Consider the following 23,987-nt stretch of genomic DNA (forward strand, 5'->3'; position numbering starts at 1 on the left):
GCATTGTCTATGACCATGCTCAATGCCCCCGCTGCTGCCCTCAGAGCAACCCGAAAACAGTGAGGCTGCTGACAAACACACCCAGCCCCCAGCCGGCCAGTACCTGCTCCAGCGTGTGAGCGTTCAGCTGCAGCCGGGCCGTGGCTACCAGCCCGCTGATGGCCAGCAGGCCCACCAGCGGTAGAAACAGGTCGGTGTCGCCGTATTTGGTCATCAGTGCCAGGACCACGCCCAGTACGCCACCCACGCCAACGGTGTGGGCGCTGATTTTCCAGTAAAGACTAATGAACGCCACCAGCAGGATAGACAGGGTGATGGCAGCCAGCACCACGGCCAGTTGCGGCGAGGTGTCGGAGAGCAGGTTCATCCGAAAGGCAAACAGGTAAGTGACGCCGGTGTAGATCAGGCCCGTCAGAAACAGCGGCCACTTGCGGTCGGTACGCTCCGGCATAGCCATGTCCTGCAGACGGCCGGTGCGGTAGAGGTAATAGATGACCAGGCTGGGCACCATAAACGTGCCGATGAACAGTAACAGCAGAATGCTGGCCTGCGCCTTCACCGAATACGTGTCGACGTTGAGCCGGTTTGGAGTGGCGTACATGAGCATACCAAACAAATAGGTAGGCATCAGTAGCGGATGAAAAATGACCGAAAGGACGTAAGCGAGGCGGGGGTTCAAAAGGGAGTTCAACGTTTAATGGCTAAAGTCTACAGTTGCGTTCCCGCGCCCGGGCTGACGCAAGAGCAATACGCCTATGTCAGCCGGGACGCGGGAGCGCAACTGTAGACTTTAGCCATTAAACGTTGAACTCCCTAAAGCTGTTTCCGCAACCGGGCTACGGGAATGTTTAACTGCTCGCGGTATTTGGCCACGGTGCGGCGGGCAATGTTGTAGCCCTTGTCGTTGAGCATCTTCTCCAGCTTGTCGTCTGAGAGGGGGTTGACCTTCGTTTCGCTGTCGATCATGTCTTTCAGGATGTTCTTCACCTCGCGGCTGCTGACATCCTCGCCCGAATCGGTGGCAATGCCTTCCGAGAAGAAATATTTGAGCGGGTAAATACCAAATTCGGTCTGCACGGCCTTGCTGTTGGCCACCCGCGAAATGGTCGATACGTCCATGTCGATCATCTGGGCGATGTCTTTCAGAATCATGGGCCGCAGCTTGGTCTCGTCGCCGTTGAGGAAAAAATCGTACTGATACTGCACAATGGCGTTCATGGTGCGGAGCAGGGTCTGCTGCCGCTGCTTGATGGCGTCGATAAACCACTTGGCGGCGTCGAGTTTTTGCTTGACGAAACTGACGGTTTCCTTCAGCGCCTTGTTAGTTTTGTTGCTCTTGTCATACGTATCGAGCATGTCGGCAAAGGACCGGCTGATGCGCAGTTCGGGGGCATTGCGCGAGTTGAGGGTTAGTTCGAGCTTGCCGCCTACGTTGGTGAGCAAAAAATCGGGTGTCAGGTAGGGGGCGGCGTTGTCATCGCCTTCTACCGAGCCGGGTTTGGGGTTCAGCTTGATAATGATCTGCACCACTTTCTTCAACGATTCGTCAGAAACGTTGAGCCGCCGCTGAATTTTATCGTAGTGCTTTTTGGAAAACTCATCGAAGAACTCCTCGATGATCCGGATGGCCAGTTGAACGCAGGAGTCGGTGGTGTCTTTGCGGCGCAGCTGCAACAACAGACACTCCTGCAGATCGCGGGCGGCAATGCCGGGCGGGTCGAACGTCTGGATTTTGTGAAGGACTTCTTCAATCTCATCAGCGTCGACGAAGACATTCTGCGAAAACGCCAGGTCGTTGACAATGGCCTGCATCGACCGGCGGATGTAGCCGTCACTTTCAATGCTGCCCAGCAGTTGAAGACCAATGATGCGTTGTTCTTCGGTGAGGCGGAGGTAACCGAACTGCTGCATGAGCGAGTCGATTAGGCTCGACCCCATCGCCAGCGGCATTTCGCGTTCTTCTTCAAAGCCACCGTCGCCCTGCATTTTGTAGCCGGCAAAATCGTCGTTGGCCAGGTAGGTATCTATGTCAATATCGTCGTTGCGCTCGCTGAAATCGTCTTTATCATCAAAGTCATCGTCATACTCATCTTTCGCCTCAAACTCCTCATCCATGCCTTCTTCAAGGGCGGGATTGATCTCAAGTTCTTCTTCGATACGATTCTCGAGTTCGGCCGTTGGTATTTGCAGAAGCTTAATGAACTGGATCTGTTGCGGCGACAACTTTTGTTGTAGCGACTGGCTTAGACTAAGTTTCTGCATAACAGGGTGGTAGGATTAGGGCAAATGATAGATGGATGTGAGCGCTTGATGATAGCGGCCCCTCAATTATCAGACCAATTTAACTCAGGTTTGTCGAGCTTGTCAACAAAAAAATTAGCTAACAGACGTCACAGGCAAATTATGTAGCTGATTATCAGTTACATAATTTTGATATAGTCCAGCAGATGGTCTGTTACAAACAAGTGACTTCCGCCAGAAAAACAGGTATCGTTTGTTATATCTGTCACCGTAACCAGGGCTGTTGTGCTCCCCTGCTTTGACGGTGATTCAGGAGAAAGTATCGCCTGCACCGCCAGAAACCCGGTAACATTCACCCCCTGTTCCCGTTTGATGCATATGACCGCTGCTACCCGCTTTGTTGATCAGTATGACCTGATTTTGCTGGATTTAATGGATACCCTGATGTTTGGGGGAAACCGATTTTCGGACCGCGAAGACTACGCCCAGACGTACCGGCAACTGGGTGGTACCTATCATTCCGATGAGGACGCCCAACGGGTAATTGAGCATACCTACGACACCATGAACGCCCATTACGGCGATCCGGCTTACTACGAAAATTTCCGCCCGGCCACGGCCTATCTCACCGAAAGCCTCACCGACCTCGACCTGCCACAGGCTGATCTGGATTGTCTCCATGATGTGTTTGCCTACCACGAAATGGGGGGCATTCCCGATGGTCATTGCCGGGCACTGCGCACCTTGGCTACTACCCATCGGCTGGGTTTGGTGAGCAATCTGTGGTCAGAAAAAACGCCTTTCGTAACGGCGTTTCGGGAGCAGGGTATTCTGCATCTTTTCGACACGCTGGTGTTTTCGTCGGACCATAGCATCATAAAACCCGCGCCCCAACTCTTTGAAATAGCCCTGAACGAACTAAAGGCCGACCCGTACCGCACCCTGTTTGTGGGCGACAGCCTGGAGCGCGATGTACAAGGTGCCGAAGCCGTTGGCCTATCGGCCATCCTGATCACGGGCAACGCCGAATCGACCCACGCGGGACTGGTGGTCCGTGACCTGCCGGCCTTGTTGAGGCTTTAGATGGATTTGATGGGCCTGCCGTTGCGGACCCATCCAGTCACAAAAAAAGCCCCGCTGGTTAGGCAGGGCTTAGTAGGCCGAGAGGCTTACGGTAGACTACTTAATCTGGTTGCCGAAGCTTTCGAGTGCTGAAGCCAGTTGCTGCAGTGAGCCCTGAGCGCTGCCGCCCGCCTGTGAAGCTGCCGCCGCTGTCTGCTGCGAGAGGCTCATAAGCAGCGATGAGATTTCCTGTCCGTCCGGGTTGCTGCTTTGGAGGGCACTTTTCAACGATGACAAATCATTGGCTAATGGGTTGCTGCCCAGGCTGCTAATCCAACTGTCGATGAGCGATGCGCCGTCGGTGGGTGATACGCTGGCTGGATTGCCGCTGAGGGCCTGTACAGTCTGCTCGGCCAGGGCCGATGCGTTTGGTGATTGCGAAGTCATGATTACGTTTTTTGTAGTTAAAGACTACAGGACAAATAGACTGTATGTCTGTTTTGTTTATTATTTTTTTGTGAACGGATTGACTGGGAACGGGAATGAAGAAGCCATTCGGTGGCAAACCCTTTCCTGCTCCATCTTTGTTAGTCAGGTATCAAACTTGCTCATTCGACCTTGAAACTCCTTAAAGTAGCTGCTGGTGTGCTCAACCAGACTCCCCTGGCCTGGGATCACAATCGGCAAAATATCATTGCGGCCATTGATGCGGCTCGTGAACAGGGCGTTAGCCTGCTGTGTTTGCCCGAACTCTGCATATCGGGCTACAACTGCGAAGACATGTTTTTCGCGCAAAACACTATCGATCAGTCTATTGCGTCGCTGCTGGAGATCGTAGACCACACTGCTGGCATTGTGGTGGCGGTGGGCCTGCCCCTGCGCTACAACAACCGCACCTACGACGTGGCCTGCCTGATGGCCAATAAGCGCATCATTGGTTTTCCGGTGAAACAGTACCTGGCCAACAACGGCATCCACTACGAAACGCGCTGGTTTCAGCCCTGGAATTTGGGCGTGCGCGACGAGATTAAGATTGGTGAGTTCAGCTACCCCATTGGCGACCTGGTGTTCGATTTGAGCGGTGTCCGCATCGGGTTCGAAATTTGCGAAGATGCCTGGGTGGCCGGTCGTCCGGGGCGGGCGTTGTATGAGCGGGGGATCGACATCATCCTGAACCCCACGGCCAGCCATTTTGCGTTCGGCAAGTCGGTGGTGCGCGAACGATTTGTCATCGACGCGTCGCGGGCGTTTGGCATCAGCTACGTGTATACCAATATGCTGGGCAATGAGGCCGGCCGCGCCATCTACGACGGTGATGCAATGGTAGCCTCCAACGGCGAACTGCTGGTGTCGGGTCCACGCCTGAGCTACGAAGACATGCACATCGTGTCGGCCACCGTGGATGTAGACATGACCCGCCTGAACCAGACCCAAAACCGGGTCAACCTGGCCTTTGCCCTGCCCAACCTCCGCGTGACGGACCGCTTCGACTGGCCGGAGACTGTGCCCGTCATTCACAAAGCTGAACTGGAACCCTGGGAGCGGTTTGGCAGCATCAAGGAAGAAGAATTTGCCCGCGCCGTGGCCCTCGGCCTGTTCGATTATCTCCGCAAAAGCCGTTCGCAGGGGTATGTGCTAAGCCTGTCGGGCGGGGCCGATTCGTCGGCCATTGCGGCCACGGTTTACCTCATGGTGCGGATGGCCGTAGAAAATATTGGTCTGGCGGGTGTGAAGAAAAAGCTTTATTACCTGCCCGCCGTTCAGGATTGTGACAGTGCCGAGGCGATGGTGGGTAAGCTGCTGACAACTATGTACCAGGGCACCCAAAACTCGTCGGACGACACGTTCAATTCAGCCAAAGAACTCGCCGAGAGCATCGGGGCCACGTTTATGAACATCAACATCGACGGGCTGGTGGGTACCTACCGGGGCCTGATCGAGGCGCAACTGGGTCGCGAACTGTCGTGGGATACCGACGATCTGGCCCTGCAAAACATTCAGGCGCGGGTGCGGGCACCGGGCATCTGGATGCTGGCGAACCTGAAAAATGCCCTGCTGCTGAGTACATCCAACCGGTCGGAGGCAGCCGTGGGCTACGCCACGATGGATGGCGACACCGCGGGCAGCATTTCGCCCATTACCGGCATCGACAAGCATTTCCTGCGGCAGTGGCTTCGCTGGCTCGAAAACGAGGGCCTTAATGTCGTCAACACGCCCAGTTCTGATGACCGAATCAAACTCACGGGTCTGCACCGGGTCAATACGCTGCAACCCACCGCCGAACTGCGTCCTCTGGAACGCAACCAAACCGACGAGGACGACCTGATGCCCTACGACGTGCTGAACGAGATTGAAAACGCCGCCATCCGCGACAAGCAATCCCCGCTCGACGTGCTGAAGTTGATGGAAGTTCGCTTCGCTGGTCGCGACGGTGGACCGACCTATGACCGCGACAAGTTGCTGATCTGGGTCGAACGGTTTTTCAAGCTCTGGAGCCGTAACCAGTGGAAGCGTGAACGTTATGCCCCCAGTTTCCACCTCGACGACCATAGCCTGGACCCCCGCACCTGGATGCGCTTCCCGATCCTCTCTGGCGGCTTCGAAAAAGAACTCGCCCAAATGCGCGACTGGGCGGGTGAACAAAGCGGCAAAAACGGCAACCGGAAAGGTAAGATCGGGTTTTGATGACTACCTCCCGAACCAACCAACTTCTTGCCGGTATTGTCTTTGCCATGCTGTGGGCGTCGGCATCGGCGGCTACGAAGTTTGGGGTACTGTCGGTGTCGCCGCTGGTGTTGGCGCAGGTGCGGTTTATGATTGCGGGCGTGGGGATGCTGGGCTATGCGTACCTGGTGCAAAAAGAGAGCCCGGTGCCCAACCGGACTGAATTCGGTCGCCTAACCATCTTCGCCCTGCTGAACACGACCATCTATCTGGGTGGGTTTGTGCTGGCGCTCAAGCAGGTGTCGGCGGGGATCGGGAGTTTGTCTACGGCTACAAACCCGCTGTTTATCACGCTGATGTCGGCCGTCTGGCTGCGGCGAAAACTGCGCTGGCAGGAGGGGGCAGGTCTGGCACTGGGGCTGCTGGGCGTAGTTGTAGCCACTATTCCGCTCCTTGCCGATGCCCACGCCACGGTGCAGGGGCTGCTGATTTTGCTGGGCAGCATGATCTCGGTATCAGCCGCTACGGTCTACTACGCCCGCTACGACTGGCGACTGCCCCCGCTGGTGATCAACGGGTGGCAGGTGTTTCTTGGTGGCTTGTTGCTGCTCCCATTCACCCTGCTCACTACCGATTTTGCCACCCAACACTACGACCTGCGTTTCTGGACATCGGTAGGCTGGCTCATCATCCCGGTGTCGGTGGTGGCGTTGCAACTGTGGTTCCGGCTGGTGCGGGCCGATGCCGTCCGGGCGTCGCTGTGGCTGTTTTTGTGCCCTATCTTCGGCTTTGCCTATTCGGCTGCCCTCCTGGGCGAACCCATCACCTGGCTTACCGTAGTCGGCACCGCGCTGGTTATTGGCGGGCTGGGTTTAGCCAGGAGGGGAGTTTAAGGTTCAAGGTCTAAGGTTTAAAGTTGCTTCGCCAGTTGGCGTATACCCGGACGCGGGACCGCTTTTTACACATGCGCCAGTAAGGCACCCTTCAGGGCGGGGGCGGTCCCGCGTCCGGGTATACGCCAGCTGGCGAAGCAACTTTAAACCTTAGACCTTGAACCTTAAACTCCTTATTGCTTCAAAATCGTCATTTCCACCCGGCGGTTAAGCTGGCGGCGTTTTTCGTCGTTGTTGGTCGCTACGGGGCGGGTGCCGCCATAACCGCGCGTCTGGATGCGATTGGCGGCAATGCCCTTACTGACCAAATAGGCTTTTACGGTTTCGGCCCGTTGGCGCGACAGGACCACATTCTGGTCGAAATCGCCCTGGTTGTCGGTGTGCCCCGCCAATTCGACCACGATACCGGGGTTCTGCGACATAAATACCAGCACCCGGTCAAGGTCCGATTTGGCTTCGGGCAGCATCTCGGCGGTGCTTTGGTTAAACTGAATGGCCCGTAGCTCAACGGGTTGGTCGGTGATGGTGAGCGGCGGTTTGGGTGGCGTGACCACTGGCGCAGGAGCTTTGCTGGCGGCTCCGATTTTAGGCGGTGACGCATAACTGCCTTCCGCTGTTTTCATTGGTCCCGATGCCACGCCCGTCTGATTCGGGATAATGGCTCTGGTGAGTAAAATGATCTTACCCAGCACACTCACCGCCCGCCCTTCGGTGTAGGCAAACCGCTCTTCGCTTGGAATGTAGCCCTTGGCTTGTGCCGTCACTTTATACGATTCGCGGGGGTTCAGTTCCAGCTTAAAACTGCCGTCCTGCGCGGCGAATTTCGACTGTGGCTTGCCGCCGCTTTCGGTAGTAGCCATCACCGTAGCCCCCACAATGGGCTGGCGGGTAGCCGCATCGAGCACCAACCCTTCAAGCGACGCTTTGGTCGGTTTGGTTTGTCCAACACTGAGCTGGGTTACGCATAAAAACAGGCCCACAAGCAAACACCAACTGATTCTATTCATACAGAAAGGCAACGATAAAGCGAACCGCAAAAGTACACCGAACCCCTTGATATCCCAGTTTTAGGACCACTGCAACAGGGCGCAAAAACCGGGTTCCACAAGCCCAAAAAATAGTTTACAACGTATTGAAATACAGCAGGTTATACATGGGTTTGGTAGGTGCGAAAATGAACGCTCAGAAAGCCTCTTTTGTTAGTAGAGTATGAGAGAAATAACCAACGTGTCGATGACTACCATGCCCATGCAGGCTCCCGTTCAGCCCGTACAGCAGGCAGACGAAACCTGGCGGAAGTCGATCCCTGCGCAGGTGTTTTTGAATCACTTTTTTGCGATGGATTACCATATCCAGCATCAGAACGACCTGTTCGATCTGGCTAAGTTTCCCATCTTCCGTCAGTTTGGTGGCCTCGGTGCGGCCGACAATAAGGCGCTGGAAAAGTTGCTCCTCAATAGCTGGAGTGCCGAGTACGCCTTGCGCATTACGCCCGTGGTCAATGATGAGCAGTACCTGCAAAGTTCACTGCACTGGACCTTCCCACAGGCCTATTACAGCTGCCTGTTTAGTGCCCGCGCGTTTCTGGCGGTGCAGGGTATCAACGTGAGCAACGAAGAGTTAATCCGGAAGCGGATTGGCAACATGGTGGTGCGCGGTCATTACCCCGCTTCGGTGGGTTACTATGCCCTTGGCCCCATCAACAGCTACCGCATTCAGCGCCTGCCCATGGCTAAGCGCATTGCCGATTCGGGCCGTGACCTGATGCTGCCTTCGCGCCACACGTCGGCGCAGATTGAGGTAGCGCAGTTTCTGAAAACCACGCGTGATCAGCGCATCAAGGCCCTGCGCAATGCCGTGCAGAAGAACCCCAAAACGGCGCTCCGGTCGGCGCGCACGGGCGAGATTTTGCAGAAGTTTGGCCCCGAGCAGTATAAGCAACTGGCCAAGCAGATTGGCTACACCACCTATTTCGATATGCTCAGCCGCCTGCGCATCTCATCGACCAACCGCGAGATCGAGCGGTTTGTCGACTCGGAGGTAGACGTGCGGTTGTTCCACCAGAGCCTGGTCAATATCGTTTCGCATGTCAACTCGGTGCATGAGGCCTACGTGGCCAAGGCGCTGGGCATCGAAGCGTACCGTCAGTTGATTGCCAAGTTACCTACCTACTTACAGGAGAGCTTTGTGCGCGAACGCCTCAACACCGTCATTGAGCCGATGCTGGCCGCCGCCCAGGCGTAGATGCTCCTTTGGTTATATAGAAAAACCCCGCTGTGCTTTACACGGCGGGGTTTTCTCGTTTCGGGGTCACTGTGACCGAAACCATAGATTCAAGCTAAGCTCACTAAGGATACCGCTGATTCAGCGCAACGTGAATCCGTCGAGGGCGATGTCCTGGCTGCCGTCAGTGTTGGTTTTGATGCTGTAGCGGGTGGGGTAATAGCCTGGCTTTTCGTAACTGGCTGGTAGCTTGATGGCTTTGTCCAGAGTGGGCGATGTTTTCAGGTAGCTTAAGGCAACCATCTGCTCCCAGAACGTCACTTTTCCATCATAAGATCCGTAGATAAATGTCTCCGTAAATGGCTGCCCTTTGAATTCAGGACTGGTCACATCAGACCAGTGAGCACCCATGCCAGGCACGCCGCCGGGGCCTTTGGCAAAATCGGCATGAAGGAATTTTGCCGCGGGCACATTGTCAAACTTGGCAGCAGCCTGCGGATAAGGTGGGATCGCCATTACTTCGGCCATGGGTTGAATGTAGAAGTGAAAATCGAAGTGAGGCACCGTGTAGATTTTATCCGGCTCGTGCCCCTGGGGGTTCCAGTTGACCATGATGTGCTGGTAGGGCGTTTTGGCCGTGGCTTCGTTGGGCAGCGCCAACATGTAGTCGGTGCCGGGCAGGGTGGCGGGCAGGTTGTCGAAAGCCGTTTTAGAGAGCGTGAACCCCAGCGACGAGGGGTTACCCTGCGCGTCGAGTGAGATCCATGACTTGGCAGTTCCGTTGCCCATCGGAACTGACGGACCAAAAATTCGACTGGGCTGCGCGCCGCTGCCGGTGTCTGTTGACGCACAACCAAAGAGCAGGCTGGCCGCCAGAATAGAAAGCAGTAACGTTTTCATGATGTTTACGTGTATAATGGTAGCAGGTGGCTATGAACCACAGGCCAAAACACGTAAATACCATGTCGAAATGAAAACGTCAGCGCGGCACAACCAACGCTCTTAATATGCGTTGATTAAGATGTAATACGTTGACTACAAGCAAGTTGCTTAAACCGTATTGATGCGTCCGGCCAAATCTGGTAATGAGCGAGCGGTGGGTAAATAAAGCGAGCGGTGGGTAGCGGTAGTTGAGATACTAACCCATACAATAGTTACTTGTGCTTACTCCAGTATGGCCAGACCCACGCCCGAATCAGCGGCACCGTAGTAGACCAGCCAACCCCCTTCGGGCCGCGGTACCCAGCCGTTGCTGAAGACCACATTGGGGAAGAAGCCTTCGCGTTCCCAGATCAGTTCGGGCGTGAGCAGCGGCGCGGCTGACCGGTCGAGCAACTGGCTGGGGTCGTTGCGGTCGAGGAGGGCCAGGGCAAGGGCGTACTCGTGGTTTTGGCTGGCCCCGTGATACAGCAGCAGCCAGCCGTCATCGGTCAACACGGGTTCGGGACCGGCGCCTATCTTCAGAAACTCCCACGCCTCACCCGATGCGCCAAAGATGAACCGGTGATTGCCCCAGTGCACCCCATCGTTTGATTCGCAGATCCAGACCGACGGCTTACCGATGTCTGATACCATGGGTCGGTGTAACATCATCAGCTTGCCGTTGATGCGCTGGGGAAACAGGCAGGCGTCTTTGTTGGGCGGCGGCAACACCAGGCCCACACGCTCTACATGCACAAAATCGGTGGTTTTGGCCAGCCCTACGCCCGGCCCATTTTCCGACACGGCCGTGTAGGTGATCCAGTAGGTATCGTCGATTTTTGTAATCCGGGCGTCTTCAATGCCAAACGACTCGTCGGGGCGGGCGGGAAACAGAAACGGGTGCGGGTCGATAATGAACTGGACGCCATCGTAGCTGCGCGCCAGGCGCAGGTGACTCAGCGAGGTAAGGTAAGCCTGCCCGTCGATGGTCAATACGCGTGGGTCGTAGGGGCCATCGGGTTCAGAAAAGCGCTTGACCATCAACTCGGTTTCGCCCGTTTTGGGGTCGAACTGCACAATGGGTACGGCAATGGTGTTGGGCTGAGCCGGGTCGGGAAGGGGGGCTTCGGCCACGCGGAGCAGCAGCAGGATTTCGTCGTTAAATCGGCAGGCGGCGGGGTTAAACGCACCCAGTACGGCAAATCCGGGTTCCGAAGGCGTCACATCGGCTGTAACCAGCACAGGTTTATCGCCGTGGCGGCGCATGGTGTAGTTTTTCATAGCGAGGAAGGGAGATAGTGGCTGTAGCAGTCAGCGGACTTCGTAGGCGGAGCAGTTCCAGCGCGAAGCCTGCCTACTGCTCACTGCTACTGCTTTTTTTTGTTCCGTTAACTCAATTCATTAACCAACCGCCCGCCCAGATGTTATCTGGGCGGAACATAATCCCATACAGCAACATGGCTTACACACACAACCTATTAGAGGACGATCAGGACGATGTACTGATGATGACCCCCGACCGGGGTGGTGCCGAATTCGGCGATGAGGGGTCGGGCGCCACCAGCGGCTATGGCGACTTAACCGAAGACGATATTTCTGAAGACGACGACATCGGCGACGACGTGCTGGAGACTGACCCGGATGACGACCTGCTGGGCGACGATATAGACGACGATGACGACATTTAACCAAAACACGATGCAACCAGCACCCGAAAAGCCCGGCCAGGATGATGGCACCGCCCCCGATAGCGAAACCCAATCGTCGGCCGACAGCGCTCAGGGTGAGCGTAATAACCCGGAAATAAACGAGGAGAAAACCGGCTCACGCGAAAACGACCCGGCGGAAGGGTAAGTTGAGTTCAATGCGGTCCGCCGCGGCGGACCGCATTGAACTCAACTTACATTAAACTTCCTATTGTAAAAGCGCCATCAGCGGGTTATACAACTTAACCCAGGCCAGGCGGAGGGCCAAAACCAGGAAAACAACGCCCGTTAGTTGGTTGAAGATGCGGGCTACGCGGGGTGTGAAATAAGGCTTTAGCTTATAAGCGTACACCGCCAGTGCTGATTCTGTAGCTGCCACGCCCAGCACGGAAAAGATCATAAACACGGTTTGTTGAGTGGTATCGTAGGCCAGCGAATGGCGGATATAGCCCGCAATAGTTACCCAAGACAGGAAATTGAAGGGATTGAAGGCATTGAGCACGAAACCCGTAGTGAAATAATAGGCATAGTTGCCCAATCTTGCCGCTGGATAAGCAACGCTAGGGGTGCCCTTAGTCAGATTAGTTATCCCCATCACGACCAGGAAAACCACTCCCACCAGGGTCATTATAGGCCCCAATTCGCCCGAATAGGGAATTGTTGTGGTTCCCAACAGCGCAATCGTTACAAAAATAGCGTCGCCTGCCACCACGCCCAGTGCCACGGTAAGTCCGGCCCGGTAGCCGTTTGCCACGCTGTTCTGAATAATGGAAAAGAAAATGGCACCTACCGTGAGGCATTGGCCAATGCCCGTCAGAAAGCCGTAAAGAAGGGGTAGGATCATGGGCTGTGGTCGTTCACCATCGGTCCACCAAATGCATTATGGGGTCGTAGAGTTTAACCCAGGCCAGACGGGCAGCTACCACAATGAAAACGATGCCTGTGACGCGGTTGAAAATCAAGGCCACCCGGGGTGTAAAAAAGCGCTTCAGCTTGTGGGCATAAATGGCCAGTGCCGACTCCGCCGTAGCCACACCCACCAGGGCAAATCCCATGAATACCGTTTGCTGCACCACATCATAATTCAATGAATGCCGGATATAGGCGGCAATGGTCACCCACGAGACGAAATTGATGGGGTTGAGCGCGTTGAGCAGAAAGCCCGTCGTGAAATAGTAGGCGTAGTTGCCAAATTTGGTCTTGGGGTAGGCAATGCGCGGCGTGCCTTTGATAATGTTAAACAGCCCCAATACCACCAGAAAAATCACACCCACCAGGGCCAGAATAGGCTCCAGTTCTTTGGAATGGGGAATCATCGACGTACCCAGCAGGGCAAAGGTGACATAGATGGCATCGCCCAGGACCACGCCGAGGGTGATTGTCAATCCCGCCTTATAGCCGTTATCTACGCTGTTCTGAATAAGTGAAAAGAAGACGGTGCCAAACGTGAGGCAAAGAGCAACACCCGTCAGAAAGCCAATGAGAATGGGTAAGAACATAGGGATAGCTACTGCCAACTGCCACTAATTGTTTCAGACTCCCCGCAACCGGGCTACCAGCAGTAGCCCCGCCATGCTGATGGCGTCGGTGATGCGGCCATCCATGACCATCTGCACGGCCTCAGACAGGGGTACTTTCAGCAGGGCCAGGTCTTCGGTTTCTTCGGGGGCGTGGGGGCCGGGCGTCAGGTCTTCGGCGATGTAAATAAAGCCCTCTTCGTCGGTGGCTGAGTTGGAGGTGTGAATCCGGGCTATTTTAGTCCAGCGGGCGGCAACAAAGCCGGTCTCTTCCTGCAACTCGCGCTGGGCCGAGGCCAGCAGATCGGTGCCGATGGGCGCGCCACCTTCGGGTATCTCCCACGAATATTCGTCTAACGGATACCGGTACTGCCCAACCAGATACGTGTGGCCATCCTGGTCGATGGGTACAACGCCAACGGCTTTATTTTTAAAACTTACTACCCCATACACACCCGCCGTGCCGGTGGGCGTAATCACATTTTCGTGCCTGACAGCGAGCCAGTTGTTTTCGTATTTAACAGCCGAATCGAGCGTTTGCCAGGGGTTTTCTGTTGTGTTCATGGCTCGAAAATACAAACGTTTTGGCCTGTAAGCCGTACCTTTAGTAATAGAATGACACTATTAAAGCAACCAAAAACACGCTGGATGGCCCTTTCACTGGGGGTCAGTATCATTTTGCTGATACTCAAATTCACCGCGTTTGCCCTCACCAACTCCACCGCCATTTTGACCGATGCGCTGGAGTCTATCGTGAACGTAATTGCCAGTGCGTTTGCGCTCTACAGTCTCTACCTGGCAGGCCTCCCACGTGATCAGAATCACCCCTACGGGCACGGCAAAGTCGAATACCTGTCGTCGGGTTTTGAGGGCGCACTGATCCTGTCGGCGGGGCTGGTGATTATCTACGAAGCGGTGCTGAGTTTTCTGGAACCGCATCCCCTCAATGACCTCGGCTGGGGCGTAGGGCTGGTGGCGTTTACCACGGCGGCCAACGCGCTGCTGGGCTATGCGCTGGTGCGACAGGGCAAAAAGATGGAATCGGCAGCCCTGGCCGCCGACGGGCATCACCTGCTCATCGACAGCGTCAGTAGTATTGTGGTGGTCGTTGGCGTGGGGTTGGTGCTGCTTACGGGCTGGCTCTGGCTCGACCGGGCGCTGGCCCTGGTACTGGCCCTGTTCATCATCTACAATGGCTGGTCGCTGGTACGGCAGTCGGTGGGGCGGCTGCTCGACGAAACCGACGCACCGACTATAGACCGGGTAGTGACGGTGCTCAACGCCGACCGCCAGCCCAACTGGATCGACGTGCACAACCTGCGGGTACAGAAATACGGCGCCGACCTCCACATCGACTGCCACCTTACCTTGCCTTACTACTGGGACCTGGCCAAAACCCACGAAGAAGTCCACCGGTTTGAAGAGACCCTGCAAACGGGTTTTGCCAGCGAAGTGGAAATTTTCGTCCACGCCGACCCCTGTCTACAGGAGTGCTGCCACTACTGCCACGTCGCTAACTGCCCCGTCCGCGCCCACGAGTTTGTCCGCGACGTAATCTGGACTGCCGAGAACCTGCCCCTGAATCAGAAGCACTTCGTGCCGATGTAAGGGGAACACCTTTCCTCCGAGGGCTATGCCCCCGGCAAGGAGAGGCAACCCTTTCAGGGTTATTAGTCGCTGGCTGCTGAGCATTAAAATACCATGTTCAACCCTGAAGGGGTTGTATATCCTTGCCGGGGGCATAGCCCTCGGAGGGAATACCACTATTTTTTTCTTGACATATTCGCGGAAAAAATTGTACCTTTCGACTGTATCAATTTGCTGCACGGGGCGAATCGCACCGCCACCAAGCTGATACTCAGGTTGTATTCTGAACTGGAAAGGTGGGTTGCGCTACAACCCGCCTTTTTTTATGCCCTGTCAGTAAGCTCATTAACCCTGAATCTTTCAGAAGAAAGGCCAGTTTTGGCCGGCGTACTCACATTTTTCACCCACCCGATCATGAACCTGGATCGACGCTCGTTTCTCAAAACAACCTCAGCCCTCATGGCTGCTACCGCCTTGCCAGCCTGGGCCAACGCTGCTCCGGTCAAACCATTTTTCGACATCTCGCTGGCCGAATGGTCGCTACACAAAGCTCTGTTCGCCAAGAAGCTCACGAACCTTGATTTTCCGGGCATTGCCAAAAAAGAATTTGGTATCAGCATTGTCGAATACGTCAACCAGTTTTTCAAAGACAAAGCCCAGGATAAAGCCTACCTCGATGAACTGTTGATGCGCTGCCGCGACAATGGGGTGAGCAACCACCTCATCATGATAGACGGCGAAGGGCCGCTGGCCGATACGGACGCCACACGCCGGAATCAGGCAATTGAGAACCACAAAAAGTGGATTGAATGCGCCAAAACGCTGGGCTGCAAGACCATCCGGGTCAACGCACAGGGCAATGGTAGCCCGGAAGACGTAGCGAAAGCAGCGGTGGAGGGCCTGAGCAAACTGGGCGAAATTGGCAAGGCAGCGGGCATCAACGTGATCGTGGAAAACCACGGCGGCATCACCTCAAACGGTCAGTGGCTGGCGGGGGTAATCAAGCAGGTGGGCATGAAGAACGTGGGTACCCTGCCCGATTTCGGCAATTTTTGCATCAAACGTGTACCCGGACAGTTTGCCTGCGAGGAGTCCTACGACCGCTATAAGGGCGTACAGGAGCTTATTCCTTACGCCAAGGGCCTCTCAGCCAAGACCTATGATTTCGACGAACAGGGAAACTGCGTCGAAACGGACTATGTCAAGATTATGAAGATTGCCAAGGACGCCAAATTCAAAGGCATTATCGGTATTGAATACGAAGGCGACAAAGTAGACGAATACACCGGCATCCGCAAAACAAAGGAACTGCTGGAGCGGGTGGGGTAAAAAATGAGTTCAACGTTTAAGGTCTAAGGTATAAAGTTGCTTCGCACGCGACGTATTTGAATGCGAAGCAACTTTATACCTTAGACCTTAAACGTTGAACTGTTTTTACGCTTTCTCGCAGAACTCTTCCAGGGCCATTTCCAGGTGCTGGGCAATCATCTGCGCCGACCGGCCTTCGATGTGGTGCCGCTCGATAAAGTGGACTAACTCACCGTCTTTGAAAATGCCAATTGCAGGCGACGATGGGGGGTAGGGAAGCAGATACTCGCGCATCTTCTCGGTGGCGTCGAGGTCGGCACCGGCGAAAACGGTGTAGAGGTGATCGGGCTTTACGTCGGTAAGGGCCAAAGCAGCTTTCACACCAGGGCGTGCAGCACCGGCGGCGCAACCACATACCGAGTTTACAACCACGAGGGCGGTGCCTTCGGCATTGGCCATAGCCGCGTCAACGGCGTCGGCGGTGGTCAATTCCTGGAAGCCTACGCTGGTGAGGTCTTCCCGCATGGGGGCAACTAAATGAGGAGGATACATATTGATTTACGATGTATGATTTACGAATTACGATTTCAGGGATTAGTCGGGGTTACGCTGATGACCTACAAATCGTAAGTCGTCATTCGTAAATCCCTACATAAAGCCCAATTCTAACTTGGCTACTTCCGACATCATGTCGGAGGTGTAGGGTGGATCGAAGGTGAGTTCGACGCTGACGTCGTTGACGCCGGGTACATCGCGCACCTTCTGCTCGATCTCGCCGGGAATTTCGCCTGCCGATGGGCAGGAGGGTGAGGTGAGTGTCATGAGCACGTAGACGTTGTTGACGGGAAAGATTTTGATGTCATAGATCAGGCCAAGCTCATACACGTCTACCGGAATTTCGGGGTCGTAGACACTTTTGAGGGCCATAATGACCTGCTCTTTCAATTCAGCTTCGTTCAGTAGGGTAGCAGTCATAAGGCATTCTCGTTGGCAAATGATTTCATGCGCTGAATCATGGAGGCCATCCCCCCGGCGCGACGCGAGGTGACCAGGTTGCTAAGGCCAATGCGGTCGATAAAGTACAGATCGGCATTAGCGACATCCTCCGGTTTCTGGTCCGACAGCACCCGGATGAGCAAACTGACCAACCCCCGGCTGATTTGCGCAGTGGGCTCGGCATCAGCTTCAAAATGCACGGTGTCGGCCTTTAGTTCACTATTCAACCATACCTTCGACTGGCAACCGGGAATCAGATTCGCATCGACATGCAGATAGTCGGGCAGCGGCGGCAATTTCTTACCCAGGTCGATGATGTATTGCGTTTTATCCAACTGGTCGTCGAAGAGGTCAAACTCCTCAATGATTTCGTCTTGTTTCTCGTTAATCGTCATTTAGCTAATTTCTATTTTCGCCACTTAGCAAGATCCGCCATCACTCTTACCTTGGCTAAGTAGACCTGCATAGCCGGAAAACCAGCGTCTCGGATGGTTGGAATGCCATCGGGCAAGTTTTCGGTAATCCGTCTAAGTAGCTCCTTCATTTGCTTACGCCATCATGGTTTTTACGCGCTGAAGACCTTTAACGAGGCGGTCGATTTCGTCGGTTGTGTTGTAAACGGAAAACGAAGCCCGCGTGGTTCCGGCAATACCCAGGCGGCGCATCAGCGGCTGGCAACAGTGGTGGCCCGTCCGTACGGCAATACCCTGCTGATCCAGAATTACACCCGTGTCTTCGTGGTGAATACCATCCAGCACAAACGAGATCACGCTTACTTTCTCCTTCGCCTGACCGATAATGCGCAGGCCGTCAATGGTTTGCAGCGCATCGGTGGCATAGGTGAGCAACTCATGTTCGTGGGCAGCGATGGTGTCTTTCCCCAGCGTGTTGACGTATTCGAGCGCATTGCGCACCGCAATTACGTCGGCGATGTTGGGCGTACCGGCCTCGAACTTGTATGGGATATCGTTGTACGTTGTTTTCTCGAACGTCACCTCTTTGATCATCTCGCCGCCGCCGCGCCAGGGTGGCATGGTTTCGAGCAACGCCCGCTTGCCATAGAGCACACCCATACCGGTGGGGCCGAAGAGCTTGTGGGCCGAGAAGACATAGAAATCACAATCCAGCGCCTGCACGTCGATCTCGATATGGGTTGTAGCCTGCGCCCCGTCGATGAGCACCACCGCGCCCACGGCATGAGCTTTGTCGATAAGGTATTTGACCGGGTTGATGGTACCGAGCGCGTTGGATACATGCACAACAGACACGATTTTGGTGCGTTCGGTCAGCAGCTTTTCGTACTCGTCCAGCAGCAGTTCGCCCTCGTCATTAATCGGGATCACTTTCAGCACACAGCCACGCTCTTCGCAGAGCATCTGCCAGGGTACAATATTGGAATGGTGCTCCATCGTCGAGATCAGGATCTCGTCGCCTTTACCCAGAAAGGTGCGGCCATAGGTCTTAGCCACCAGGTTGATGGCGTCGGTGGTGCCGTAGGTGAAAATGATTTCTTCGGCCTCGCGGGCATTCAAAAAGGATTGTACTGCCTTCCGTGACGCTTCAAACGCCGACGTAGCCCGCTCGGCCAGGGCGTGGATACCCCGGTGTATGTTGGCGTTGTCGTGTTCGTAATAATGGGCCAGCGCGTCGAGTACGGCGCGGGGCTTCTGCGTGGTGGCGGCATTGTCGAAATACACCAGGGGCCGCCCGTTGACAAGCTGGTCCAGAATCGGGAAATCAGCCCGAATTTGGGCCAGATCGAGGGTTGGGTACGTGGCAGTCTGCATACGAATAGAACAGTAAAACGGGCCAAAAAAGTTGGCTTCGTGGCGAAGAATGCACGTCGGTTAACTCGCCTGGCAGGTGACACTCAATGATTGGGCGTAACCCATTTTTAGCATCTTTACTTCGTTTTGTGGAGCGAAGGCTTCATGCGGGCATACAAACAAGAAAAAGACGAATGAAAATAAATGCATCTATTTCGTGCTACTTTCTGCTACTGGGCTTTTTTCTGACATCAGCACTACCAATCAGGAATAGGTTAGCTCCCGATGAGCCAAGAGCCTACTGGATGAAGGGAAAATATGGGTTAATGGTGCATTGGCTGGCACCTGGTCCACCGCCGCAAAAAGGTGTGCACGTAAATGACTTGAATAAGGCGACTACCAAGTTTGATGTAGATGGCTTTATGGCTGATTTCGATAAGACCGGCGCTGACTGGCTTATTTTCACCATAGGTCAGAACACCGGTTTTTATGCAAGCCCCAATGTAGTGATCGATTCACTGGCAGGATCCGGTCACACCCCCCGCCGCGATTTAGTACTCGATATTGCCAAGGCTGTGAAAAAGCGGGGTAAACAATTTATAGCCTATCTGCCCTGTGAAGTAAGAGCAAATAAAGCGATGCATCAGGGCTTTGGCTGGAATACACAATCGGGAACTGATCAGGCAGAATTTCAAAAAAAATACCTCAAAGCAATTCGTGAATGGGCCATTAGGTTCGGCCCTAATCTTGACGGTTGGTGGTTTGATGGCTGTTATACCTGGGATGCCTTTCCTAATAAATACATGAAGTGGGAAGACTGGTATGCAGCGAGTCGGGCTGGAAACAAAAATGCCGTAATCACCTTTAATGATGGAAGTTTTTGTAGCAATAGTACTAAACCAATAGTCGCTTCGCAGGATTATTTGAGCGGTGAAGTTGAAGTATTGATCGATGGAAAAATTAGGCTCGGAAGGAAAGCAAAGATGGAATAAGCCTGTTTATGCCTAAAGGGGCTTATGTAGATGGCACTCAATGCCTCTATCATGCACTACTACCCATTGATGCCTGCTGGGAGCATGGTACTCCCTGGGATCCCTCGCAGAAGGTTCCGTTTACCCCGGTCATGCCGAAAGCTCAGAATGAAATGGAGCCGCCGGTTTACACCGATAAAGAGTTAATCAAATTCGTTGCCGATTTTACAAAAGTTGGTGGTGCGGTTACGCTCAATGCTGGTATTTTTCAGGAGGGTCGTTTAGGAGCAAAAACTATAAAGCAGTTAAAAACACTTAACGAATCCCTTAAAGAAGAAAAAAGAATTAGAAATTGATTCTAGCCGCTTTTGCCGATACGTTCATTCGTGGCGTGGTTAGTACATGTGGGTGCGTTGATACAATGTCAACATTGTACCGTTACCCGCAGAAAAGTGGCTGAAATGGATGTTGTGTCTGGTGTGGTACTTTTATTCTGACTGTTGAATAAACTGTCTAGTTCACGGGCTAATTCGGCGGATTTTCCGTTTGCATTCGCGGCGTCGAAGGCGTTCATGGTGGGGCCGTAATAGTTTTTGAACTTGTTGACAAACTCCGAAGGGGAATAAGGCGCGTTGAACGTAAACGTATCCCGGCTAAACGAGATGTGGTCTTTGGCTATCCCGGCCTGCCCAAACCGGTCGATGACGTGGTCTTCCACGCCCCAGAGCATCGGGCTGACAAACCCTTCTGGTGGCGGAGGCGTATAGGCTGAACTGACTTTCAGCACCTGGGCCACCAGCGTAGGGTCGCCGGGTATCCAGTTGCCCATCACAATCCGGCCACCGGGTTTGGTTACGCGTACCATTTCCCTGGCTACATCCAGTGGTCTTGGCGCAAACATGGCCCCGAAGATGCTCACGACAAGGTCGAACGAATGGTCGTTCAATTCGTGCAGGTCAGCCGCATCACCTTCCTGAAAACGGCAGTTGGTCAGGCCTTCGGCTGCTGTGCGCCTGTTTCCTGCCGCAACGAGGTTTTGGGCAATGTCGACGCCCAGCACCGTAGCGCCCAGTTTGGCTTCCGGTATAGCCGTGGTACCATCGCCGCAGCCCAGATCGAGCACGGTCATATCCGGGCTGATGCCCAGGGTAGCCACCAGCGCGGTGCCGCTTTCCCGCATGGTTTCGGCGATTTGGGTGAAGTCGCCTTTTTCCCATAATGCCTTGTTCGGATTCATAATCGTTCGGGTTTTAGAAAACCGAAATAAGCCATCAGGCAGCGTGGTCACCAGTTATCATTAGGGTCCGGTGGCGTTCTTAGTAAAAGGTAGTAGAACAGGGGCTCCTCGTTCACCTTGCCCGTGGTAGTGCCGTGCGAACACGTTACATCACCGCTTACTAACTATCAAACTAAAAAAGTTTGCGAAACCGAATGGTTGCGCATATATTTGCAACCGTTCGGTTTCACATATGCAAATCCAGACAGTATGAGACGAGACATCTTCCAGGCAATAGCTGACCCTACAAGGCGGGCAATTATTGCACTGATTGCCTTGCAGGCAATGACGCCAAACGCCATTGCTGACAACTTCAACACGACCCGACAAGCGGTCTCCAAACACCTTCGCATACTTACAGAATGCGAACTAATAAAACAGGAACAGCAAGGCCGGGAAATTTATTATTCCCTTGCCATCGACAGAATGAAAGAAGTTGATATTTGGTTAGATCAATTCAGGAAAATTTGGGAGATCCAATTTCATCAACTTGACGATGTATTATCAACAATTAGACAACAAAAGAATGAAAAATGACTTGATGATTGATTTTACCGTTGACAAAGCAACAAAAACGGTATCCTTTAGTAGAGAATTTGCTGCCGAACTTTCGCTGGTATGGGATGCATTCACCAAGCCAGAAATCCTGGATCAATGGTGGGCACCTAAGCCTTGGGCTTCAAAAACAAAATTCATGAATTTCGAAGTTGGCGGGCAACGATTCTATGCTATGGTAAGCCCTGAAGGACAGGAAAAATGGTCCATTCAGACGTTTACATCTATCAGCCCAAAAAGCAATTTTAAGATGTTAAATGCTTTTGCCGACAAAGATGAAAATCCTGAATTGCCGGGGTCTGAATGGGATTTGAATTTCAGCCAGCAAAATGGAACCACAAAAGTCGATATTACTATCTACAATGAATCACTTGCCCGCTTAGAAAAAATGCTTGAGATGGGCTTCAAGGAAGGATCAACTATGACAATGAAAAATCTGGAAGAATTACTGGCAATTTTAGCTCAACGATAATAAAAAATGAAAACGTAGTTAAAAAGAAGACCGCTACCAAATTAGTAGCGGTCTTCTTTTTAACTAGTTAATCTGACACATACTTACATGGCCAGCCCACCCGCAAATGATGCCTTTGAGGTACTCGCGGATGGGCTGAATTTTGATGTGGTCCTCCGATTCTTCCAGTATGTTTTTAGGCAACTGCCTGTAGAAGAGACTTTTGTTTAGCAGGCGATAGATTCAGTTGTTTCAACTCGTTTTTTGCTTTCAGGTAGGCTATACCCCGATTGTAATTCCGTTGGGCATTGACCCAAAATTCCGCGTCTATGGCCAGTGCAGTTTCAAGTTTCAAGGCGATGCGTAGTGATACGCTTTTCTTGCCCCGCACGAGTTCACTGACAAACGTGGCACTAACCTCAATGGCCCTGGCTAACTCCTTCTGCGTCATGCCACGCGCCTCTAGTTCGTCGGACAACATTTCACCCGGATGCGTTGGTTCACCAGAGAAAATCTCATTACCGTTATTATCACGTATCATCAATGGTAGTCAGTTAATTGTTCAATGTGCAGAATCTCTGCCGCACCCGTCTGTTTGTCGATGGAAAACACCACACGATACTGCATGTTCACCCTAACAGCATATTTACCGACCAAGTCGCGCTTTAAAGGGTGAAAATCCAGCGACTTATTTTGCCGCAAAGCAGTCGTCGAAGCAGCAGCCTCCAGTTTAGCTATAGTCTTACGATATGCTTTCAGAACAGGCTCTGCAAAAGGCTGGCGGCCTTCATACTCCATTGTTACCCAGTCTTTTAGTTGGTTGTTGGCAAACGTGATCTCCACAATACTCAAATGTAGTAATAAACTACGTAGGCTTATTATTGCTCCAGACAAAAGGGCTACTACAAATTCGTAACAGCCCTTTTGTCTGGAGCAATAAATTAGTTGGCGACTACATGGTCAGTTTCTCGCCAATGATGCCTTTGAGGTACTCGCGGGTGGGCTGAATTTTGATGTGAGCCTTCGCTGGATGGCCACTCAAGAGGTATGGTATGTACCTAATATCCCCATCTATCGGTACAAATTTGGCCTTGACCTGGGTTTAGCTAGCAACGATGTACTGGCCTATGTCGACCCTGTTAAGCAGCCTGCGCTGCAACGGTAGGTGGAGACCCTGCGACAATTACCCAATGCAGGTTTGTCAATGGACATTATATGTCAGTTCATCCAAGGGCTGACAAAGCAATTTTTTCGCCTCCCATGTTTGGACCTGGCTAATAAGGCAAGTGCCGGAATCTATTGTAAATTTGGCTTAATGCAGATATTGGCAGTAGAATAACATATTTAGCATATGACAACTTCTTCCAATTCCTTTTCCGGAGATTCGAGTCAGAATACGGAAGCGATTCGGTGTCCTAAGTGCAACGGCGTTATGGTGCAGGGATTCATCTTTGACCGGGCAGATGGAGGTGGGCGTCGTGTCATCAACTGGGTTGAGGGAGCACCGCATAAGGCTTTCTGGACTGTTACGAAAGTACCAGAGGACAAGTGTATTCCAGTGGGTACCTTCCGGTGTTCGGTGTGCGGCTTTCTGGAATCCTATGCGCGCCCGGAATTTGCTGTCAAATGACTAGGCTTGCACACCCAAAGCGAACCCGCCGACCTGTATTATAAATAAGCACGGCACATCTGGACACGGACCGGTAGCCTGATCAAGCACACTACTACAAATCAAGCCGTCCAACGTTGTATGAAATGCGTAATTAAAAAGAGGCCCGCTACTAATTTGGTAGCGGGCCTCTTTTTAACCAGTTAATCTGACACATACTTACATAGCCAGTTTCTCGCCA

Annotated in this window: 29 protein-coding genes; 13 read left to right on the forward strand and 16 right to left on the reverse strand. The window is 53.4% G+C overall.

The annotated features are described in order from the left end of the window. Positions 1–40 precede the first annotated feature (40 nt). Positions 41–679 (reverse strand): hypothetical protein, encoded by a 639-nt coding sequence (locus tag J2I47_RS03425; protein WP_229374230.1) that lies wholly within the window; start codon positions 677–679, stop codon positions 41–43. A 134-nt stretch (positions 680–813) separates the two neighbouring features. Then, entirely contained in the window at positions 814–2,262 is a 1,449-nt protein-coding gene (gene rpoN, locus J2I47_RS03430; RefSeq protein ID WP_207363133.1) for an RNA polymerase factor sigma-54, read from the reverse strand. A gap of 351 nt (positions 2,263–2,613) precedes the next feature. Between rpoN and J2I47_RS03435 the strand changes: the two genes are divergently transcribed. Continuing rightward, positions 2,614–3,324: an HAD family hydrolase gene (locus J2I47_RS03435; RefSeq protein ID WP_229374231.1), complete on the forward strand. Its 711-nt coding sequence runs from the start codon at positions 2,614–2,616 to the stop codon at positions 3,322–3,324. Positions 3,325–3,420: 96 nt separating this feature from the next. On the opposite strand, the gene J2I47_RS03440 is transcribed toward J2I47_RS03435, so the two are convergent. Beyond that, positions 3,421–3,750: a hypothetical protein gene (locus tag J2I47_RS03440; protein ID WP_207363134.1), complete on the reverse strand. Its 330-nt coding sequence runs from the start codon at positions 3,748–3,750 to the stop codon at positions 3,421–3,423. A 171-nt stretch (positions 3,751–3,921) separates the two neighbouring features. Here J2I47_RS03440 and nadE point away from each other — a divergent pair, with 171 nt between their 5' ends. After that, complete coding sequence (gene nadE / locus J2I47_RS03445; RefSeq protein WP_207363135.1) at positions 3,922–5,988, forward strand: NAD(+) synthase; 2,067 nt, start codon at positions 3,922–3,924, stop codon at positions 5,986–5,988. After that, the gene (locus J2I47_RS03450) at positions 5,988–6,860 is read left to right on the forward strand and encodes a DMT family transporter (protein WP_207363136.1); all 873 of its coding nucleotides are present in this window, start codon (positions 5,988–5,990) and stop codon (positions 6,858–6,860) included. Before nadE ends, J2I47_RS03450 begins: the two co-directional genes overlap by 1 nt. Before the next feature lie 173 nt (positions 6,861–7,033). Here J2I47_RS03450 and J2I47_RS03455 read toward each other — a convergent pair whose 3' ends face one another. Beyond that, on the reverse strand, positions 7,034–7,867 hold the full coding sequence (locus J2I47_RS03455) for an OmpA family protein (protein WP_207363137.1): 834 nt from the start codon (positions 7,865–7,867) through the stop codon (positions 7,034–7,036). Positions 7,868–8,069: 202 nt separating this feature from the next. On the opposite strand from J2I47_RS03455, the gene J2I47_RS03460 reads away from it, so the two are divergent. Next, positions 8,070–9,104 (forward strand): hypothetical protein, encoded by a 1,035-nt coding sequence (locus J2I47_RS03460; protein WP_207363138.1) that lies wholly within the window; start codon positions 8,070–8,072, stop codon positions 9,102–9,104. 120 nt (positions 9,105–9,224) lie between these two features. Here the strand turns inward: J2I47_RS03460 and J2I47_RS03465 are convergent, their stop codons facing one another. Continuing rightward, complete coding sequence (locus J2I47_RS03465; protein WP_207363139.1) at positions 9,225–9,983, reverse strand: DUF5602 domain-containing protein; 759 nt, start codon at positions 9,981–9,983, stop codon at positions 9,225–9,227. Between the two features lie 264 nt (positions 9,984–10,247). Then, positions 10,248–11,285: a glycoside hydrolase family 130 protein gene (locus tag J2I47_RS03470; RefSeq protein ID WP_207363140.1), complete on the reverse strand. Its 1,038-nt coding sequence runs from the start codon at positions 11,283–11,285 to the stop codon at positions 10,248–10,250. Positions 11,286–11,461: 176 nt separating this feature from the next. Between J2I47_RS03470 and J2I47_RS03475 the strand changes: the two genes are divergently transcribed. Both J2I47_RS03475 and J2I47_RS03480 read left to right on the forward strand, forming a co-directional pair. Then, positions 11,462–11,692, forward strand: a complete 231-nt coding sequence (locus J2I47_RS03475; protein WP_207363141.1) for an adhesin — start codon at positions 11,462–11,464, stop codon at positions 11,690–11,692. Between the two features lie 10 nt (positions 11,693–11,702). Beyond that, the gene (locus tag J2I47_RS03480) at positions 11,703–11,858 is read left to right on the forward strand and encodes a hypothetical protein (RefSeq protein ID WP_207363142.1); all 156 of its coding nucleotides are present in this window, start codon (positions 11,703–11,705) and stop codon (positions 11,856–11,858) included. A 60-nt stretch (positions 11,859–11,918) separates the two neighbouring features. On the opposite strand, the gene J2I47_RS03485 is transcribed toward J2I47_RS03480, so the two are convergent. From J2I47_RS03485 to J2I47_RS03495, 3 genes are read right to left on the reverse strand one after another with little or no spacing between them, the layout of a single operon-like run. Continuing rightward, positions 11,919–12,554 (reverse strand): LysE family translocator, encoded by a 636-nt coding sequence (locus tag J2I47_RS03485; protein WP_207363143.1) that lies wholly within the window; start codon positions 12,552–12,554, stop codon positions 11,919–11,921. A gap of 13 nt (positions 12,555–12,567) precedes the next feature. Next, a complete protein-coding gene (locus J2I47_RS03490; RefSeq protein ID WP_207363144.1) occupies positions 12,568–13,209 on the reverse strand; it encodes a LysE family translocator in 642 nt (213 codons plus the stop codon). 33 nt (positions 13,210–13,242) lie between these two features. Further along, a complete protein-coding gene (locus J2I47_RS03495; RefSeq protein ID WP_207363145.1) occupies positions 13,243–13,791 on the reverse strand; it encodes an NUDIX domain-containing protein in 549 nt (182 codons plus the stop codon). Positions 13,792–13,842: 51 nt separating this feature from the next. Between J2I47_RS03495 and J2I47_RS03500 the strand changes: the two genes are divergently transcribed. Both J2I47_RS03500 and J2I47_RS03505 read left to right on the forward strand, forming a co-directional pair. Then, the gene (locus J2I47_RS03500) at positions 13,843–14,835 is read left to right on the forward strand and encodes a cation diffusion facilitator family transporter (RefSeq protein WP_207363146.1); all 993 of its coding nucleotides are present in this window, start codon (positions 13,843–13,845) and stop codon (positions 14,833–14,835) included. A 393-nt stretch (positions 14,836–15,228) separates the two neighbouring features. Continuing rightward, positions 15,229–16,143 (forward strand): TIM barrel protein, encoded by a 915-nt coding sequence (locus J2I47_RS03505; RefSeq protein ID WP_207363147.1) that lies wholly within the window; start codon positions 15,229–15,231, stop codon positions 16,141–16,143. 105 nt (positions 16,144–16,248) lie between these two features. Here the strand turns inward: J2I47_RS03505 and J2I47_RS03510 are convergent, their stop codons facing one another. The 4 genes from J2I47_RS03510 to J2I47_RS03525 all read right to left on the reverse strand — a co-directional run bounded on the left by J2I47_RS03510 (position 16,249) and on the right by J2I47_RS03525 (position 18,905). Further along, on the reverse strand, positions 16,249–16,674 hold the full coding sequence (locus tag J2I47_RS03510; protein WP_207363148.1) for a BrxA/BrxB family bacilliredoxin: 426 nt from the start codon (positions 16,672–16,674) through the stop codon (positions 16,249–16,251). Between the two features lie 96 nt (positions 16,675–16,770). Then, positions 16,771–17,082, reverse strand: a complete 312-nt coding sequence (locus J2I47_RS03515; protein WP_207334154.1) for an SUF system Fe-S cluster assembly protein — start codon at positions 17,080–17,082, stop codon at positions 16,771–16,773. Positions 17,083–17,093: 11 nt separating this feature from the next. After that, on the reverse strand, positions 17,094–17,513 hold the full coding sequence (locus J2I47_RS03520; RefSeq protein ID WP_207363149.1) for a SufE family protein: 420 nt from the start codon (positions 17,511–17,513) through the stop codon (positions 17,094–17,096). A gap of 153 nt (positions 17,514–17,666) precedes the next feature. Next, positions 17,667–18,905: a cysteine desulfurase gene (locus J2I47_RS03525; protein WP_207363150.1), complete on the reverse strand. Its 1,239-nt coding sequence runs from the start codon at positions 18,903–18,905 to the stop codon at positions 17,667–17,669. A 173-nt stretch (positions 18,906–19,078) separates the two neighbouring features. On the opposite strand from J2I47_RS03525, the gene J2I47_RS03530 reads away from it, so the two are divergent. Both J2I47_RS03530 and J2I47_RS03535 read left to right on the forward strand, forming a co-directional pair. Beyond that, complete coding sequence (locus tag J2I47_RS03530; RefSeq protein ID WP_207363151.1) at positions 19,079–19,876, forward strand: alpha-L-fucosidase; 798 nt, start codon at positions 19,079–19,081, stop codon at positions 19,874–19,876. Positions 19,877–20,007: 131 nt separating this feature from the next. Further along, positions 20,008–20,211, forward strand: coding sequence for a hypothetical protein (locus J2I47_RS03535; protein WP_207363152.1), 204 nt, complete (start codon positions 20,008–20,010; stop codon positions 20,209–20,211). A 68-nt stretch (positions 20,212–20,279) separates the two neighbouring features. Here the strand turns inward: J2I47_RS03535 and J2I47_RS03540 are convergent, their stop codons facing one another. After that, complete coding sequence (locus J2I47_RS03540) at positions 20,280–21,092, reverse strand: class I SAM-dependent methyltransferase (protein WP_207363153.1); 813 nt, start codon at positions 21,090–21,092, stop codon at positions 20,280–20,282. Positions 21,093–21,341: 249 nt separating this feature from the next. On the opposite strand from J2I47_RS03540, the gene J2I47_RS03550 reads away from it, so the two are divergent. Both J2I47_RS03550 and J2I47_RS03555 read left to right on the forward strand, forming a co-directional pair. Beyond that, positions 21,342–21,668 (forward strand): ArsR/SmtB family transcription factor, encoded by a 327-nt coding sequence (locus J2I47_RS03550; protein WP_207363154.1) that lies wholly within the window; start codon positions 21,342–21,344, stop codon positions 21,666–21,668. Beyond that, positions 21,658–22,158 carry an SRPBCC family protein gene (locus tag J2I47_RS03555; RefSeq protein WP_207363193.1) on the forward strand — a complete coding sequence of 167 codons (501 nt, stop codon included), beginning with the start codon at positions 21,658–21,660 and terminating at the stop codon, positions 22,156–22,158. The genes J2I47_RS03550 and J2I47_RS03555 overlap by 11 nt, the downstream gene beginning before the upstream one ends. A 175-nt stretch (positions 22,159–22,333) precedes the next feature. Here the strand turns inward: J2I47_RS03555 and J2I47_RS03560 are convergent, their stop codons facing one another. After that, positions 22,334–22,678 carry a HigA family addiction module antitoxin gene (locus J2I47_RS03560; RefSeq protein ID WP_207363155.1) on the reverse strand — a complete coding sequence of 115 codons (345 nt, stop codon included), beginning with the start codon at positions 22,676–22,678 and terminating at the stop codon, positions 22,334–22,336. Continuing rightward, positions 22,678–22,980, reverse strand: coding sequence for a type II toxin-antitoxin system RelE/ParE family toxin (locus tag J2I47_RS03565; protein WP_207363156.1), 303 nt, complete (start codon positions 22,978–22,980; stop codon positions 22,678–22,680). Before J2I47_RS03565 ends, J2I47_RS03560 begins: the two co-directional genes overlap by 1 nt. A 508-nt stretch (positions 22,981–23,488) precedes the next feature. Here J2I47_RS03565 and J2I47_RS27080 point away from each other — a divergent pair. Next, entirely contained in the window at positions 23,489–23,767 is a 279-nt protein-coding gene (locus J2I47_RS27080) for a PF20097 family protein (protein WP_510186167.1), read from the forward strand. The last annotated feature ends 220 nt before the right edge of the window (positions 23,768–23,987 follow it).

The sequence above is a fragment of the Fibrella rubiginis genome, assembly GCF_017353185.1.
GTDB lineage: Bacteria > Bacteroidota > Bacteroidia > Cytophagales > Spirosomataceae > Fibrella > Fibrella rubiginis.